Genomic DNA, 15,779 nt, shown 5'->3' with positions numbered 1-15,779 from the left:
TAGCTTAAAAAAATATTTTAAGTATGAAAAGTCCATAAAAATATTGATTTAATAATTTCAAAAGTTATAAAATAATGCTATATCAAGATTGCTAGAGTATTTTGCAAGATGAAATTAAATAGTACAGAAATATGCTTGAAAAAAAAAATAAAATAAGGGTCCTGATAAATATCTTTTTGACTTCTCTACTGGCTTTCTCAGCGATGCTACCACAAGTAGTTATGGCAGGATCTAGAGAGGGATTACCAGGACGGCGTGTAGGAGGTGGAACGCGCAGTGGTTGCGAACTTAACGCCAAGCAACTGACAGCATTAGCGCCCGAAAACAATTTGGGATTGACACAAGCGGCTTACCCCACGTTGTTTTTCTTTGTACCCCAAACCTCTACTCCCAAAACAGTAGAGTTTGTCCTGCGAGACGATAAAAACCATTTAGTCTACGAAAAAAGTTTTATAAAAACAGGTTCATCCGGAATTATTAATGTCAGCTTGCCTCAAGAAAAATCTTTACCTCCACTCAATGTTGATAAGAACTATCGGTGGTATTTATCGGTGATTTGCGAACCCAAAAATAGAGCTAAAGATATTGTTGTCTCTGGTTGGATTCGACGAGTTCAACCAGACCCTATGTTTCTGAAGAAGTTAGAGCAAACAAAAACATCTGTAGATCGTGCTGACTTGTATGCTAGTGCGGGACTTTGGCAAGATGCACTTGTGACATTGGCTGAACCTCGTTACACTCAACCTAATGACTCTCAGTTAACTACAAGTTGGACAAAACTTTTGCAAACTGAAAAGTTAGAAGCGCTCGCACAAGAACCCCTGTTAAAGGTTGAGATATTAAGTAATCGTTAGTTGTACGGGCGCAATGCTTTGCGCCCGTACAGTCGTTGGTCGTCAGCCCCTAACCCACAATCCACAACCCCCAACCAACCCTTCTGTGATTGCTCAATTTACAAAAAAGTTGTCTTCACTACTCTCAGTGCTTAACAGCTACTGTCAGCATAAAGCTATTGCAACATTAAGTGTCCAACAATCGGTTCTTGCAGCCAGTATTCTTATGGCAGGGTTAGTGTTAGCTGCCAGATACACAGGTGGATTGCAGTTTTTGGAATTACTTGCCTTTGACCAAATGGTGCGCCTTGAGTCTAATTCCGAACCAGACGAACGACTGTTGGTTGTTGCAATTACAGAAGCGGATATCGAGAAACTCAAAAAGTGGCCTATCTCAGATCAAATTCTTGCCCAAGCCTTAAAGAACTTGCAACAATACAAGCCTAGGGCTATTGGGATAGACCTTTATCGCAATATTTCAGTACCACCAGGTGAAAATGCCCTGCTTCAGCAACTTCGCCTTCCTAATGTACTTAGTATTTACGAGCTTGGGGGTGTAGATGCTGAAAAAGTTCCTTCTATTCGAGGTGTACCCCCAGAGCAAACAGGCTTTAACGACTTATTACTCGATCCTGACGGTGTTATCCGTCGTAATTTGATGTACGCATATGAAGGCGAGAAAAAGTATTACTCTTTTTCCCTGCGATTGAGTCTCAAATATTTAGCACAGCAAAATGTTGCGTTCAAAACTTTACCGGATGGATTGCAATTAGGCAACACCACTTTTCCTGCTTTAAATACTCATTCTGGCGGCTATCACAATCTTGACGATGCTGGCTATCAGGTGCTTGTATCTTACGGTTCGATAGATGTAGCGCGACAAGTTACTTTAACTCAAGTGTTACGTAAAGAAATCAATCCGAATTTGGTAAAGGATAAGGTCGTCTTAATTGGTACAACCGCACCCAGTCTTAAAGATATCTTTTTCACTCCTTATAATGCAGGACAGTCGGCAAAACCAAGAACACCAGGAGTTTTTCTCCACGCGCAATTTGTCAGTCAAATCCTAAGTACTGCGTTAGATAGAAAACCGTTAGTTTGGTTTTGGTCGGAATGGGAGGAAATCCTATGGATATTTTTATGGGCTTTAGTGGGTGGTGCATTGGCATGTCGGCTTCGACATCCTCTTCTTTTAGGGGTCGTGGGAGTGGTTTCTTGGGCTGGCTTATGTGGCATTTGCTTCTACATCTTTCTTCACGGAGGCTGGATACCTTTTGTCCCTGCATCGCTAACATTAATAACTACAGGAGTTAGTACATTTTGCTACGTTTTATTACGCAGATCGCTTCACGATCCCCTTACAGATTTACCCAATCGAGACTGTTTTCTTAAAAGTTTGGAAGTAGCGATCTCAAACTCACAACTTCATCAAAATACGCGATTTGCCGTATTATTTCTGAATTTAGATCGCTTCAAAATTATTAATGAAAGCCTTGGTTACCAAGTAGGCGACCAACTCTTAAAAAATACGGCACAAAGATTAAAAGCCGGTGTCAGAAGTAGAGGAACAGTTGCAAGGGTAGGAGGCGACGAGTTTGCGATTTTGCTCTTAAACATCAGCCATACCAGTGAAGCAACTCAATTAGCCGATGAACTTCAACAGCAAATCAGTCAACCGTTTCAAAAAGATGGGCAACAAATATTTACGAGTATTAGCATTGGTATAGCCTTTAATCAAAGCGAACTTAACTACCATCCAGTAGAGTTATTGAGAGATGCTCATATAGCTATGTACCGGGCAAAAGACTTAGGTAAAGCCCGTCACCAAGTCTTTGCAACAGGTATGCACACGCAAGTCATCAAGCGATTTCAACTCGAAGCCGATCTCCGCCGGGGAATAGAATTAGAAGAATTGTATCTTGTATACCAGCCAATAGTGTCGCTAATTACGGAAAAAATAGCTGGTTTTGAAGCGCTTGTTAGGTGGAACCATCCCAAACACGGTTTTGTCTCTCCTTTAGAATTTATTTCAGTTGCAGAAGAAACTGGTCTAATTATTCCTCTAGGAAAGTGGATTTTTCAAGCTGCTTGCCGTCAATTATCTATATGGCAAGCCCAATTTCCTGCAAGCCCGCCCCTGATGATGAGTATAAATCTTTCCGGGCAACAGTTCACTCAACCGGATTTAGTTGAATACATTGAACAATCTTTGCAAGAAACTGGATTGGACGGGCGGAGTGTAAAATTAGAAATTACTGAAAGCGTAGCTATGAATGATGTGGAAGCAGCCATATCAGTAATGCTACGCTTAAGAAATTTAAATTTGAGACTAAGTATAGACGATTTTGGGACTGGGTATTCATCTTTAAGCTATTTACATCGTTTTCCCGTAAATACACTTAAAATAGATCGCTCGTTTGTCAGTCGAATGGAAGACACGGATGAAGATGCAGCAATTGTTCAAACCATTGTGATGCTTAGTCATTCCTTGGGAATGGACATTGTTGCTGAGGGTGTAGAAACAGTCGAACAAAAAGCAAAATTGCAAGCGCTTAATTGTGAATACGGACAAGGCTATTTCTTCTCCAAACCTGTAGATAGCAAGACAGCAACGGCGTTATTACAAAGCCAGTTTTCCACAACAGGTAGCTATTTGGTAGAGGAACAACACAAAATACCTCAAGCGTAATGGGAGATAGGGTATCAAGAGGTAAGCTTTCTGACTTCTTAAAGGAAGTCGGAAATTTGACCTTTGGAGAAGTAGAATTTGTGGAGAGAGTAAAAAAAATGAATACCTTTACCGTAGAATTGCCCGGAAACAATGTTCGCTGTGGTGAAGACTTATATTAACGAGCACTGAAATCAGTGAAAAGCAAACAGTAACTCAAAGTAAGCGTGTAATCTATCAAACCAGCTACTAGCAATTTACTCAAGATGAACCCAAAACCGCCTCTACCCAGTAACGAAATTGCCAGACTCTATACACTGCGACAGTATCAAATCCTTGATACCCCTCCAGAGAAAGTGTTTGATGATTTCACCTTCTTAGCTGCACAAGTTTGTCGTACTCCAGTAGCTTTGATCAGCTTACTGGATGGAAATCGGCAGTGGTTTAAATCCAAGATAGGTGTAACAATATCTGAAACCGAGCGAGATGTTGCTTTCTGCGCCTACTCAATCTTGCAACAACAACCACTCGTTGTTAGAAACGCGTTACTGGATGGTCGATTTGCTAAAAATCCCCTCGTTACTGCAGAACCCAACCTTCGGTTTTATGCTGGTGCGCCTTTGATTACGCCAGAAGGATTTGGCGTTGGAACCCTTTGTGTTATAGACTTCGTACCGAGAGATTTAACTCTCGAACAGGTGGAAGCACTGCGATTGTTAAGCCATCAAGTTGTAGCACAATTGGAGTTGCGGCGGAATGCGATCGCTTTGTCACGTACTCTCACTCAACGACAGCAAGCCAACGCACAACTTCGTCAGCAACAGGAGTTCATTGAAATCTTTTACCAACGGGGAGAGGAAAAAGCAAAAAAAGGAGACTATCAAGGGGCGATCGCAGAATTTAACCAGTTTTTACGTCTAAATCCTCGAGGTTTTAAGGCATATTACGGTCGAGGACTAGCCCGTCAAAAATTGGGAGACAAAAAAGGAGCGATGGCAGACTTTGATTTGTATTTGCAGTTTCATCCCAATGATAGTGAAGCTCATTATTATCGAGGACTGCTCCGTTTAGAGCTAGGAGACTATCAAGGAGCAATTACGGACTACAGCCATGCGATGCAAAGCACTCCTGACAATTTTGGTTCTATCAATTCCGAACTTGGAGATAGACAACAAATTCCTTTTCACCATGCTCCAGCTTTAGGGGACAATTCCCGCAATTTTGGCACCAATATTAATATCATCCCAGATTGCAGTTTTTCTCAAATTGAACTTTCTCAGATTGAGAATTCCAGTAGTGCTATTGAAAGCTCTACTCATTCTTTATTACCTCATTATAACGATACCAATAATAACGAAATTTATCTCAACTCCGGGCATTCCCAATATGAAATGCAAAATTATGTTCCATCTTTGGACATAACCTCCGAGCTAGGCGAAGGATATGTCAGTCGAGGTAATACCCGCTTTGAGATAGAAAATTGCAAAGGTGCTATTGATGATTACACGCAGTATTTAGAAAGCAGTGATAGCGATCCAGATATTTACTTAAAACGGGCAAACTCCCGCTTTCAACTTAAAGATTATAAAGGTGCCATTGAAGATTATACCCAAATTATCAAAAGCGCGCCTAATGATGCTAAGGCTTACTTTAATAGGGGAAATTGCCGTTATGAGATGGAAGATTACAAAGGGGCTGTTGAAGATTACAACCTCTCTGTCGCACTCAATCCTAATGATGCAGAACCTTATATCCATCGAGCAAATGCTCGAGCTAAGCTTCAAGATTACACTGGTGCAATTGAAGATTACACCTACTTTCTGCAAATGAATCCTGATGATGCGAAGGCTTATATTAGTCGAGGTAATGCTCGGTCTAAACTGAAAGATTATAGCGGTGCAATTGAAGATTACAAAAAAGTGTGGTCGAGACCTATCGTTCAACGCGCTTCGTTGCCAGGTACGGACAATTTACGTAATTCATAATTCGTCAAATAAGGGAACGCTTAACAGGGGAACTCCTATAATTTTTCATTCCCAGGCTGAGCCTGGGAATGCTTTTATTAGAGACGCTACCTCCACTCATGAAGAAGGTCAAGGGTGGACATTTTGACTAATACCAAATCCACTTTTCTAACCCCTTTTAGCCCAGCGATGTTCGTAATCGCGGCTATACAAACAAAGTCCCTTCGGGTTCGCCCTCCCTTGTTCGCCAGTCCCCAGGGCGCGGGAAACCCGCCTTCAGGGCTGGTCTCACCAGTCGCCAGGGCGCGGGAAACCCGCCTGCAGCGCTGGACTCACCGCCTGCGCGGACTAAATTATAAAGGGGGTACAAGACGCGGATTTAGTATAACACTGGTGAGGAAGCCTGGAAATGTGCCACAAGAAAGTCCCGTGGTTTACTGACTTGACGAGAATTGTGTATAAGTTGTTTGTAATGCCTGTTCTATCGAACCCAATCTTTGAAAAGTCGCGATCGTATCATGTGCTGGTGTTTTTCTTGTCTGAAGAGACTTTTTAAGTTCTACTAACAAACAAGCATCTGGATCGTCCTTGAGAGCAACTTCAGCAGCTTCTATGACTTGGGTTGCGATCGCAAAAATCTCTTCATTATCAAACCCTTCTCTTGCAGAAAGTTGATGCAAAGCGGTATCAGGTACAATGGCTCTACCCGTCAGTGTTTGGTCTAAAACCAGACCTTTTAATAATGCTAGCAACTGAGCATAAATAGAAAAATCAGAACAACTATCAAAGGCTTTAAATTCAATACGCCCAACTTCCGCAGGAAGTCGAGCAATTTTTGTTGAAGAAGGAACGCTTTTAATCAGTTGTTCCTGAGTTTCTACAAAAACTAGAGTCGCGGGTCTTTTTCCTGTTCTGACAAAAGTTCTCACGGAAAGCCCTTGCCATAATGTTCCTTCATAAAAGGGAGAACTATAACTAAAAGGAACAATGTAAGGGCTGTAATAAGTTAATTTTTGCCCGATATCAATAACACATTCAATAGATAGATCGGTAACTGAAATGTTTAAGTCGGGTCCGTAGGTGACCATATAAATGTAAGCTTCCTCGTCAGGATAGGCTTGTAGATCTTTTCTTTCAACATCATTCAAGGGGGGATTGGGTTCGTAATTGGTAAGGTATGGATTAAAACTGATTAAAACGGGTGAAAAACCAAACTCTTGAGCAACTTCCTTTAACAATTGAAAACTTTCTGATAGTTCAGTAATAGTACTGTGAATATCAGGGTGTATAGTTGTTCTAATTTCGATACCTTTAGGAACGCAATCAATCATTTCTGCAGCTTCAGAAAAGCGCTCAAAGCCTTCTATATACCACCTCTTTTTTCTGATCCCAGCATCTCCAATATGTAATTGAGTGCGATCGCTAGGATAAGTCGGTAGTTTTTCGATAATTTTATTGAAATCAGCGTATATTGTGCGAGAAAAATCGGCAAACTTTCCTTCTTGATTGAGGAAAGCGACTTCATGTTCAATGCCAAAATAAAACATTATTTAACCTTGACTTTTAATTGAAGGAGGGAGTTTGGTGCGGAAAAAATGAAGAAAACCTTAAGAATTTATCCGGGTACGGGTGGTAATACCGGATTTGAAGGCAAAAAACTTCAACCTTCATCCTTTATCCTTCATTCTTTTAAACGCGAGATGCTATTTGAGAGGTTTTTGCAATAGCAAAGTTATGAAAATTCTAATCTATTGCGTCCAGTATCTCAAGCAATTTCATGTAATACCATTTCACCAAACGGTTCATGCAATTAATTGGAACTAGCCCTAATTAAGGTTAGCTGGGGTTTCCCTCTAGGGTTAGAGAGGTGGGATCGGTATAAATAGTTTTTCTCAGAAAAATTTGCAAGACTTTCTTAAGAAGGGTTTTACTGCTAGCTCCTTCACTCCCTACTCTCCACAACCCTCAAGTTACGATAAACTCAGAATTGCTTGAGGGCTTGAGTTTATGACAAATGTTGTAAAATCTCCATACACCAACGAACAGATAGCTGCTTGGCTGCGTGGGTTACTAACCATTGCTTGGGCAGATGGTGACTTTGACGCTCAAGAACAAGAATTAATTGCTAACCTCACTAAGGATGAACTCGCTCCCAGCATTAAGGTAGAATCCTACGAGCCCATAGAACCAGAAGAATTATCCACAGTTCTGGGGAAAGGGACAAAAGCTGCAGAAAACTTTCTCCGCACAGCTGTCATGGTCGCGATCGCAGATGGAACATATTCTTCCAGCGAAGACTATATTTTGCACCAGTTCTGCAAAGTTCTGGAAGAGCCAGAAGATATGTTAGAAGCACTGCGCCATACATTAGAACACTCTCACCAAGTGACAGCAACTATCCCAACATCTCCAGTTTCCCTACAACCCATACCGACAAAGCACCAAGCTGATGCACTTCACCCTCTAAGAGAATGGCTAGACAAGTTAGATATTCAAGACCCAAGAGTTGCACGTTTTTTATGTAAAATGATACCATCACAATGCCCATTTGAAAGGGATGTGACTCTTTTTGGACGTAAGATCGTTCACATTCCACCGTTGTGTAAACTAAATCCACTCTACGAGCAACTAGTAGGCTTGCGTTTCCGCGCTCTCTCCTATCTGGCGGATGAGTGCGGTGAAGATGTTTCACCATATATTTAGTTAATGGCTAATGGCTAATTGCTAATAGCTAATGGTGAGTCCAGCCCGCAGGGCGCGGGTTTCCCGCGCCCTGGGAACTGGCGTATAGCCCTTGCGGGCATAGCCTGCGGCATCGCGAAGCGTCTCCGCTCCTGAGATACAACAGAGGGCTAATGGCTAAGAACTAACAATTAGCCATTAGCCATTAGCCCTTCGGGTTCGCCCTTCGGGTTCGCCAGTCCCCTACGGCGGGAAACCCGCCTGCAGGGCTGGTCTCACCATTAGCCATTAGCCATTAGCAATTAGCAACTAACATATTATGAAATTTATCGATCGAGCAGAAATTGAAATAGAAGCAGGGAAAGGAGGGGATGGTATAGTCGCCTTCCGACGAGAAAAGTACGTACCTGCAGGCGGTCCCTCTGGTGGTAATGGGGGAAAAGGCGGTTCGATATACCTAGTTGCCGTGGAAAACCTGCAAACTTTGCTAGACTTTCGCTACGAGCACCGTTTTCAAGCAGAAAATGGTTCTCGTGGGGGACCAAATAACCGAACGGGAGCCAATGGAAAAGATTTAAACATTGAAGTCCCGGTAGGAACTATTGTCTATGACGCAGAAACGGATGAAATCCTCGGGGATTTAGTCAAACCAGGACAATCGTTACTGATTGCTGCAGGCGGTAAAGGCGGATTGGGAAACCAGCATTTTTTGAGCAACCGCAATCGCGCTCCCGAATACGCGCTTCCTGGTTTACCGGGGGAGACAAAGTTCCTCCGTTTGGAGTTAAAACTTTTGGCAGAGGTGGGCATTATTGGATTGCCAAATGCAGGAAAATCAACTTTGATTTCCGCTTTATCAGCAGCACGCCCCAAAATTGCTGATTATCCCTTTACAACTTTAGTACCGAATTTGGGAGTTGTGCGAAAGCCTACAGGTGATGGTACGGTGTTTGCGGATATTCCTGGGTTGATTGAGGGTGCTTCCCAAGGTGCGGGGCTGGGACACGATTTTTTGCGTCACGTCGAGCGTACCCGCATACTGCTACATTTAATTGACGCTACAAGTGATGATGCGATCGCAGACTACAAAACAATTCAGCAAGAGTTACAAGCTTACGGACAGGGTTTATCAGAACGCCCGCAAGTTTTAGCGCTCAATAAAATTGATGCTGTTGATAGAGAAACAAAGGATTTGGATGCTCTAGCCGAGCAACTCAACCACCTGTCTCATTCTCCTGTTTTCCTCATTTCAGGAGTCACTGGTGTTGGATTGCAACCGTTGTTACAGCAAGTTTGGTCAATTCTCGACCAGATGAATGCTGTTGAGGTTGAAGAAATTCCTGTTTAACCTCTCTTGCTATGGTAATTTCATATACCGTTACGGTGGGCATTGCCCACCGTATTAGACTTGTGGTCAGCAATGCCAATACTCTCAAAGTATTGCCCAAGAAACTAGATCGACACTGGTTTGAGAACTCACTTTTCTAGTTTATTTGTCCGTACCCAACGAGCTGGTATTGCCTACCCGACTTAATATTTTCTCAAGAATTCCAGTATTTGTTTGCTTTTGAAACCTTCAACAAGTTGGCGCAAATGGTTAGCAAAAGGTACAAATTGTTCATCCAATTTCTCTAATTCTACAGATCGTTTAGCAATACTTTTGAGGTCACCTTTCATTGCTAAATGAAGCAAAATCGCCAGTTCTTCCGCAGGTGGAGCCACAAGGGAGTTGATATCAGCACTTGGGGAAGGGAGAGTAGAAAGTTGTACGTTGTTATCTACTTCTTCATAAACCCATTCCAAAGCCAAGTAAATTCTTAATTTTTCTAAAAGCTCAGCTTTTCTAATCGGTTTGGGAAGAAAATCATCGCAACCCACTTCTCGGCTCTGCTGGCGATCGAATTCAAAAACGCTAGCAGATACTGCTATCACCACCGTATGTTTGAAGTTTGGTAGCATTTTAAGACGACGGGTAGCTTCAAAGCCATCCATTACCGTCATCACTAAGTCCATAAAAATGATATCTGGCTCAAATTCTCGTGCTTTATCAATACCATCTAAACCATCTGTTGCTTCTGCGACTTCAAATCCTAAAGGTTGTAATAAATTGACTAAAACCGAACGATTCGCCCATTTATCATCTACAACCAAAACTTTTCGTTTGGTTCCTAAAAAACCAATAATATTCGATTTCTGAAGAAATTTAAGACCAGACGGAAGTATTACCTCGGAAACCCCCAAATCAAACCAAAAAACACTGCCTTTGCCTAAATTACTCTTTACTTTCAGTTCACCGCCCATCATCTGAACCAATTGACGGCTAATTGCCAACCCCAAGCCCGTTCCTTCAGTCTTGCGTCTGTCTTCACCAACTTGCTTGAAAGGTAAAAAGATTTCTTCCAATTGCTCTAATGGAATGCCAATACCTGTATCTTCAACTTGAAAGCGAATTTTAGGGATTGAGGAGGGGGTAGACAAGGTAGAATTTTCTTCCTTGTCTCCCTTGTCTCCCTTCTCACCATTCCCAATTTCCCATACTGTGAAAGTCACACTGCCTTTTTCCGTAAACTTGACAGCATTGCTAAGTAAATTCATTAAAATCTGACGCAATCTTTTTTCATCGGCTCGAATAATTCGCGGCAGGGGAGAAGGCGTTTGGTAAATTAATGAAATTTCTTTTTGTTCGGTACGGATGCAGTAAAGTTGAACAATACTCTCAAGAAAGTCCGGAAAATTAAATTCTTGAGGGTAAAGTTCCATTTCCCGCGCTTCAATTTTAGAGAGATCCAAAATATCGTTGATCAGCGTTAGTAAGTGTTCTCCACATTGATAAATAACGTTTATACCCTTTATTTGCTTATCTGTTAAACTTTTATCTTTTTGAAAGATTTGAGTGTAACCTAATATACCATTAAGCGGAGTGCGAAGCTCGTGGCTCATGTTTGCAAGAAATTCGCTTTTTGCTTGGTTGGCGGCTGCAGCGACTTCTTCTGCTCGTTGACGTTCGCGAATTTCTTGTTGAAGTCGCAAATTTTTTGCTTGTAGCTCTAACGTTCGCTTTTGGACTTTTGCTTCTAGAGTTCGATTGGAATCTTCTAGATCGTTATAAAGACGTGCGTTTTCAATTGAGATAGCCGCTTGCGAAGATAAAAGTTGCAAAACTTCCAAACGTTCTGGTGTGAATGCTCCAGCGATCAAGTTATTTTCTAAATAAAGAATGCCAATGAGTTTACCTTGATTAACGATGGGCGTACATAAAATAGATTTGGGTTGATTGGTGATGATGTAATTATCCGTTGCAAAGACTTTCTCAAGCGTGGCATCATTTAAAACAACATTCTCATGAGTTCGATGCACGTAATTTACAATCGATATTGGTAGCTGCTGGCTGGAATTTACGGGTATTGATTGCTGTGATGTTATCTCCTCTTGACCACATTTTCTTGAAACTTCTATAAATAATTGCCCTGCTTTTTCCAAAATAAAAAAGCCTGTTTCAGCACCAGCATTTTCAATCACAATAAGCATCAAGTTAGCCAGTAGCTTATCTAATACAATTGTGCTGGAAAGAGCTAAAGATGCTTTCATAACAGCAGCTAAATCAAAAGCTCCATAACTGCTGGCACTTGTAGAATTATTTTTCTGCTCGACCTCTAGAATTGTGGTTTTTTGCTTTAAAATAGGAGAAAAATCTTGAAAAAACTTTGCTTCTAAATCTTTAACTTTTGCCGTTGCTCCCCAACACAAATATCCATAATATGCATCATTTAGATAAGTCCGTGCTACTTTTTCCCGTCCACACTCAAAATAAAATTTTGCTGCGAGTTCGTTAGAGAGGGCTTCTTCCTGAATATATCCCTGTTCTTTAGCTCCAAGGATGGCTCGGTCATAAAACTCTGTAGCTTGCCAATATTGACCTAAAACTCGTGCTTTTTCTGCCTCCACAAGATCGTACTTATGCTGAAAGTTCATAGGAGCATAGTTTGCCCATTTTTGCATCTTTTCTTGATTGTTTATTATCCTACTTAAAAGGTGTTCTTGTTGTGAATTTGGTACGGAGCGATATACGGCAAGTTGTGCTAAAGAATCGTAGAAATAGAACAGCGGTACAATTAACCATCCTATAACTCCATCCAAATACTGTTCGGCTTTGATAGCATTTTCAGCAGCCTGAGAAAATTCTCCAAACAAGTAACAAAGGATTAATTTGTTAAGAAATACATAACACACTAACGTTCGTTCGTTAAATTGGATGTGAAGGGGTAAAAATTGGGTTTCATTGTAAGCATCGCCCACTAGATCGCAAGGATTTTTAGACAATCCTATTAAGTTTAAAACTGCTTGATGACAGACTTGATGCCACTTCAAAGCAGCTTCTTGATTAATTTGAGCGATCGCCTGACCATATCGAGCCATTTCCTGTTCGAGTTTTTTTAACTCTGCACCGCTCCAATATGAATATTGGCAATAATTACTAGCTGAATATCCAGAATGTATCAAATCGCCATATTCCAATCCATTAGAGTAAGCATCTTCTAGCAGTGGTAAAGTTTCCCTAACATGATGTTTCCAGTGGAGTATAAACGTTGAAACCTTAAATAAGGTTTGACTTCTTACCTCACGAGCATCCAATCGTTCTAATAAATTTAATGCTAATTGTCCAAATTTATAAGCAGCATCAATATCTTGTAACAATCCACTAAAAACAACTCCATAATCAGCAAACCCGCTAGCTGATAGAGAGATATTTCCATTTTGAATAGATAACTTGACTTGCTCGCAAGCCATCAAAATAAATAGTGCAGGTGCAGATTGATAGGCAGCAGGAACCAAACTAGCTATCAGACGAAATGTGGCTAGCTTATTCGCGTCTGTCATTATCGGTAAATTAATTAAATGTTCTATACCGCTATGAGCTAAAGATACTGTTATTTCCTGAATTGCTTGCTGAATATCCAGAGAAGTAGGTGATTCAATCAATTTTACTCCCAGAATTTCCAAAGCTTGTAGGCCTATTTTCACCGCTTCGAGGAGTTTTCTTTGCACTCCACAAGTTTTGATTCGTAATTCATAAACTTTCACTTTGTCCAGTTGTGTTTTGGCTTGTTTTAGCACAACTTCAACTAGTTGCTCCATGTGCTCAAAATCACCGCTAAGAAATGCTGCTTCGGCAGCTTCATGATATAAACTCAATGTGAGTTCATATCGTTGGTGCCAACTAGAAGCAGGCAATAACTTCAACCCTACTTTTAAATAACGAACAGCGGAGTCATACGCTGTCGCTGCTTTTGCTTTCTGGCTGGCTATAAGATTGAGTTCAGCTAGCTCATATTTTTGTAATTCTAAAGTCAATAGATCGGTACCGTAATTCAGTTGATTGACTAAAGCAAAGATCTGTTCTCTTCGTTCTTCAGGTGTCGTATTTTGCAGTAGCAATTTACCAATTTTTAAGTGAGTTTCCTTTTTCTGTGAATCTACAATTAGAGAATAAGCTGCTTGTTGAACTCGGTCATGTAAAAACTTATAAACGATTGGGATCTCGGAATTAACGATTGGTGAAGAGGAAGATTCTTGCCCAGTTGTCAACCGCAAGTTCCCAGTCTCTATTGTTTCCGAATCAAACACAAGGGGAATTTTATAAGATTGATTCAAGGGCAAAACTAAACCTGCCTGTAGAGATTCCCATAAATCTGTTGCTGTTTCTGACAAAGATTTTTGGTTAACAATACTGAGAAGATCCAGCGTAAATTTATCCCCAATACAAGCCGCTAACTTTAAGACATTTTGGGTGTTCGATGACAGTTTTTGAATTCGATTCACCATCAACTCAATGACATTATCTGTGATATCAATGTCTTGAATTTGCTCGATATTCCACTGCCAGTAGCCTTTAATAAAATTAAATACTAACAGATTTTCTTGATAGAGAGATTTGAGCAAATGAATTAAGAAGAAAGGATTTCCTTGGGTTTTGTTAAACACTAGCTCGGCAAGCAAGCGTGATTTTTCTGAATCAGTACGGAGAGTTTCCCTAACTAATTGTTCGACATGGGAAATCAGCAAAGGCTGAAGGGTAATTTTGTTGACGACTACACCCAATGATTCAATTTCTTCTAAAGTTAACCTCAAAGGATGCACTTCATTAACTTCGTTATCCCGATAAGCCCCAATCAGTAAGAGATATTGGCTATTTAAGTGACCGATCAGCATCTGAATTAACTTTAAAGAAGCTAAATCTGCCCATTGTAAATCATCTAAAAACATCACTAATGGATGTTCTCTTTGACAAAAAACATGAATAAATTGTTGAAATACCCGATTAAAACGATTCTGAGATTCGGTTAGCCCTAATTGAGCGATATCTGGCTGACGACCGATAATCCATTCAACTTCAGGAATTACATCAATAATAACCTGACCGTTAGAACCAAGAGCATTTAAAAGTTTTGCTTTCCAAATTGTTATTTTTTCCTGACTTTCTGTTAGAATTTGTCGCAGGAGTTCTTGAAAAGCTTGAATCAAAGAACTGTAGGGAATGTTTCGCTTAAATTGTTCAAATTTACCAGAAATAAAGTATGCTTGCTGGCAAACAACGGCTTGATGAATTTCATTTACTAAAGAAGTTTTACCAATGCCTGAATAACCACTGACTAACATCATTTCAGTTGCACCAAGACTCACTCGCTTAAAAGCGTCTGTTAGAGCGGTCACTTCTTGTTCCCGACCGTAAAGTTTTTGAGGAATTAGAAATTGACTGTATAAATCAAGCTGTCCGATGAAAAAATCTTCAATCTTTCCTGTTGCTTGTAATTTTCTCTGACATTCTTCTAAGTCAAATTTTAGTCCCAAAGCATTTTGATATCTCTCTTCAGCAGTCTTCGCTAATAACTTCATAACAATATCAGAAATGGCTTGGGGAATCTCCGGATTTAATTGGCAAATTGGTATCGGAGTTCTAGCGATGTGGCAGTGAACTAATTCCAAAGGATCTGTTCCTTGAAATGGTAGTTGTCCTGTTAGGATTTCATAGAAAGTGACGCCTAGAGAGTAAAAGTCACTTCGATAGTCAATAGAGCGGTTCATCCTTCCAGTTTGCTCTGGTGACATATAGGCTAGGGCACCTTCAAGTAGATGAAAATTGCCTATCGTCGGATTTTCTATTGGCAAAAAAGATGAAAGACTAAGATCTATAATTTGAACTTGACCTGTTTTTCTATTAATGAAAATATTATAGGGTTGAATATCTTTATGAATAATATGATTTTGATGCAAATGAGCTAATATTGATGCTAATTGAATTGCAATTTCTAAAAAACTACTTAACTCAATTTTTTTTGTATTAATAAAGTTTTTTAAAGGTTCTCCCCCAAAATCAGACAAAATAAGTGCTAAACCGTTTTTGTAACTAACCTCAGCAAGCGGTTTCACAATTCCATCTATGTCAAGGTTTTGGAGGATTTTATATTCGTGTCTGAGATGAGCGAGTTGTTCTATGGTTGGATACTCCGCTTTGAGAGTTTTAACCATCACCCAATTTGGCGCTGTCTTCTTGAAAGCACGATAAATCCAGGTATTGTCTCCTTCATAAAGAACTTCCAGAAATTGGTACTCATTAATATTGAGACTCATTTT

At 40.4% G+C, this 15,779-nt stretch carries 8 protein-coding genes; 6 read left to right on the top strand and 2 right to left on the bottom strand.

Features of this window, described 5'->3' with window-relative positions; genetic code table 11:
- The first annotated feature begins 221 nt into the window (after positions 1–221).
- From HC643_RS31575 to HC643_RS31565, 3 genes are all read left to right on the top strand, one after another.
- The gene (locus HC643_RS31575; protein WP_237265979.1) at positions 222–854 is read left to right on the top strand and encodes a DUF928 domain-containing protein; all 633 of its coding nucleotides are present in this window, start codon (positions 222–224) and stop codon (positions 852–854) included.
- 13 nt (positions 855–867) lie between these two features.
- On the top strand, positions 868–3,522 hold the full coding sequence (locus HC643_RS31570; RefSeq protein ID WP_237265978.1) for an EAL domain-containing protein: 2,655 nt from the start codon (positions 868–870) through the stop codon (positions 3,520–3,522).
- Between the two features lie 245 nt (positions 3,523–3,767).
- The gene (locus tag HC643_RS31565) at positions 3,768–5,486 is read left to right on the top strand and encodes a tetratricopeptide repeat protein (protein WP_038082418.1); all 1,719 of its coding nucleotides are present in this window, start codon (positions 3,768–3,770) and stop codon (positions 5,484–5,486) included.
- A 413-nt stretch (positions 5,487–5,899) separates the two neighbouring features.
- Here HC643_RS31565 and HC643_RS31560 read toward each other — a convergent pair whose 3' ends face one another.
- The gene (locus HC643_RS31560; RefSeq protein WP_038082420.1) at positions 5,900–7,012 is read right to left on the bottom strand and encodes a hypothetical protein; all 1,113 of its coding nucleotides are present in this window, start codon (positions 7,010–7,012) and stop codon (positions 5,900–5,902) included.
- Between the two features lie 48 nt (positions 7,013–7,060).
- Here HC643_RS31560 and HC643_RS42235 point away from each other — a divergent pair, with 48 nt between their 5' ends.
- The 3 genes from HC643_RS42235 to obgE all read left to right on the top strand — a co-directional run bounded on the left by HC643_RS42235 (position 7,061) and on the right by obgE (position 9,495).
- The gene (locus HC643_RS42235) at positions 7,061–7,192 is read left to right on the top strand and encodes a hypothetical protein (RefSeq protein ID WP_272899964.1); all 132 of its coding nucleotides are present in this window, start codon (positions 7,061–7,063) and stop codon (positions 7,190–7,192) included.
- 280 nt (positions 7,193–7,472) lie between these two features.
- Complete coding sequence (locus HC643_RS31555) at positions 7,473–8,168, top strand: Mo-dependent nitrogenase C-terminal domain-containing protein (RefSeq protein WP_038082421.1); 696 nt, start codon at positions 7,473–7,475, stop codon at positions 8,166–8,168.
- A gap of 298 nt (positions 8,169–8,466) precedes the next feature.
- On the top strand, positions 8,467–9,495 hold the full coding sequence (gene obgE / locus HC643_RS31550) for a GTPase ObgE (protein ID WP_038085954.1): 1,029 nt from the start codon (positions 8,467–8,469) through the stop codon (positions 9,493–9,495).
- A gap of 182 nt (positions 9,496–9,677) precedes the next feature.
- On the opposite strand, the gene HC643_RS31545 is transcribed toward obgE, so the two are convergent.
- A complete protein-coding gene (locus tag HC643_RS31545) occupies positions 9,678–15,776 on the bottom strand; it encodes a hybrid sensor histidine kinase/response regulator (protein WP_038085956.1) in 6,099 nt (2,032 codons plus the stop codon).
- Positions 15,777–15,779: the final 3 nt, after the last annotated feature.

It is taken from the genome of Tolypothrix bouteillei VB521301 (genome assembly GCF_000760695.4).
Lineage (GTDB): Bacteria > Cyanobacteriota > Cyanobacteriia > Cyanobacteriales > Nostocaceae > Scytonema > Scytonema bouteillei_A.
Note: the sequence above shows the minus strand (reverse complement) of the source record. Positions and strands in the feature narration are given on the sequence as shown.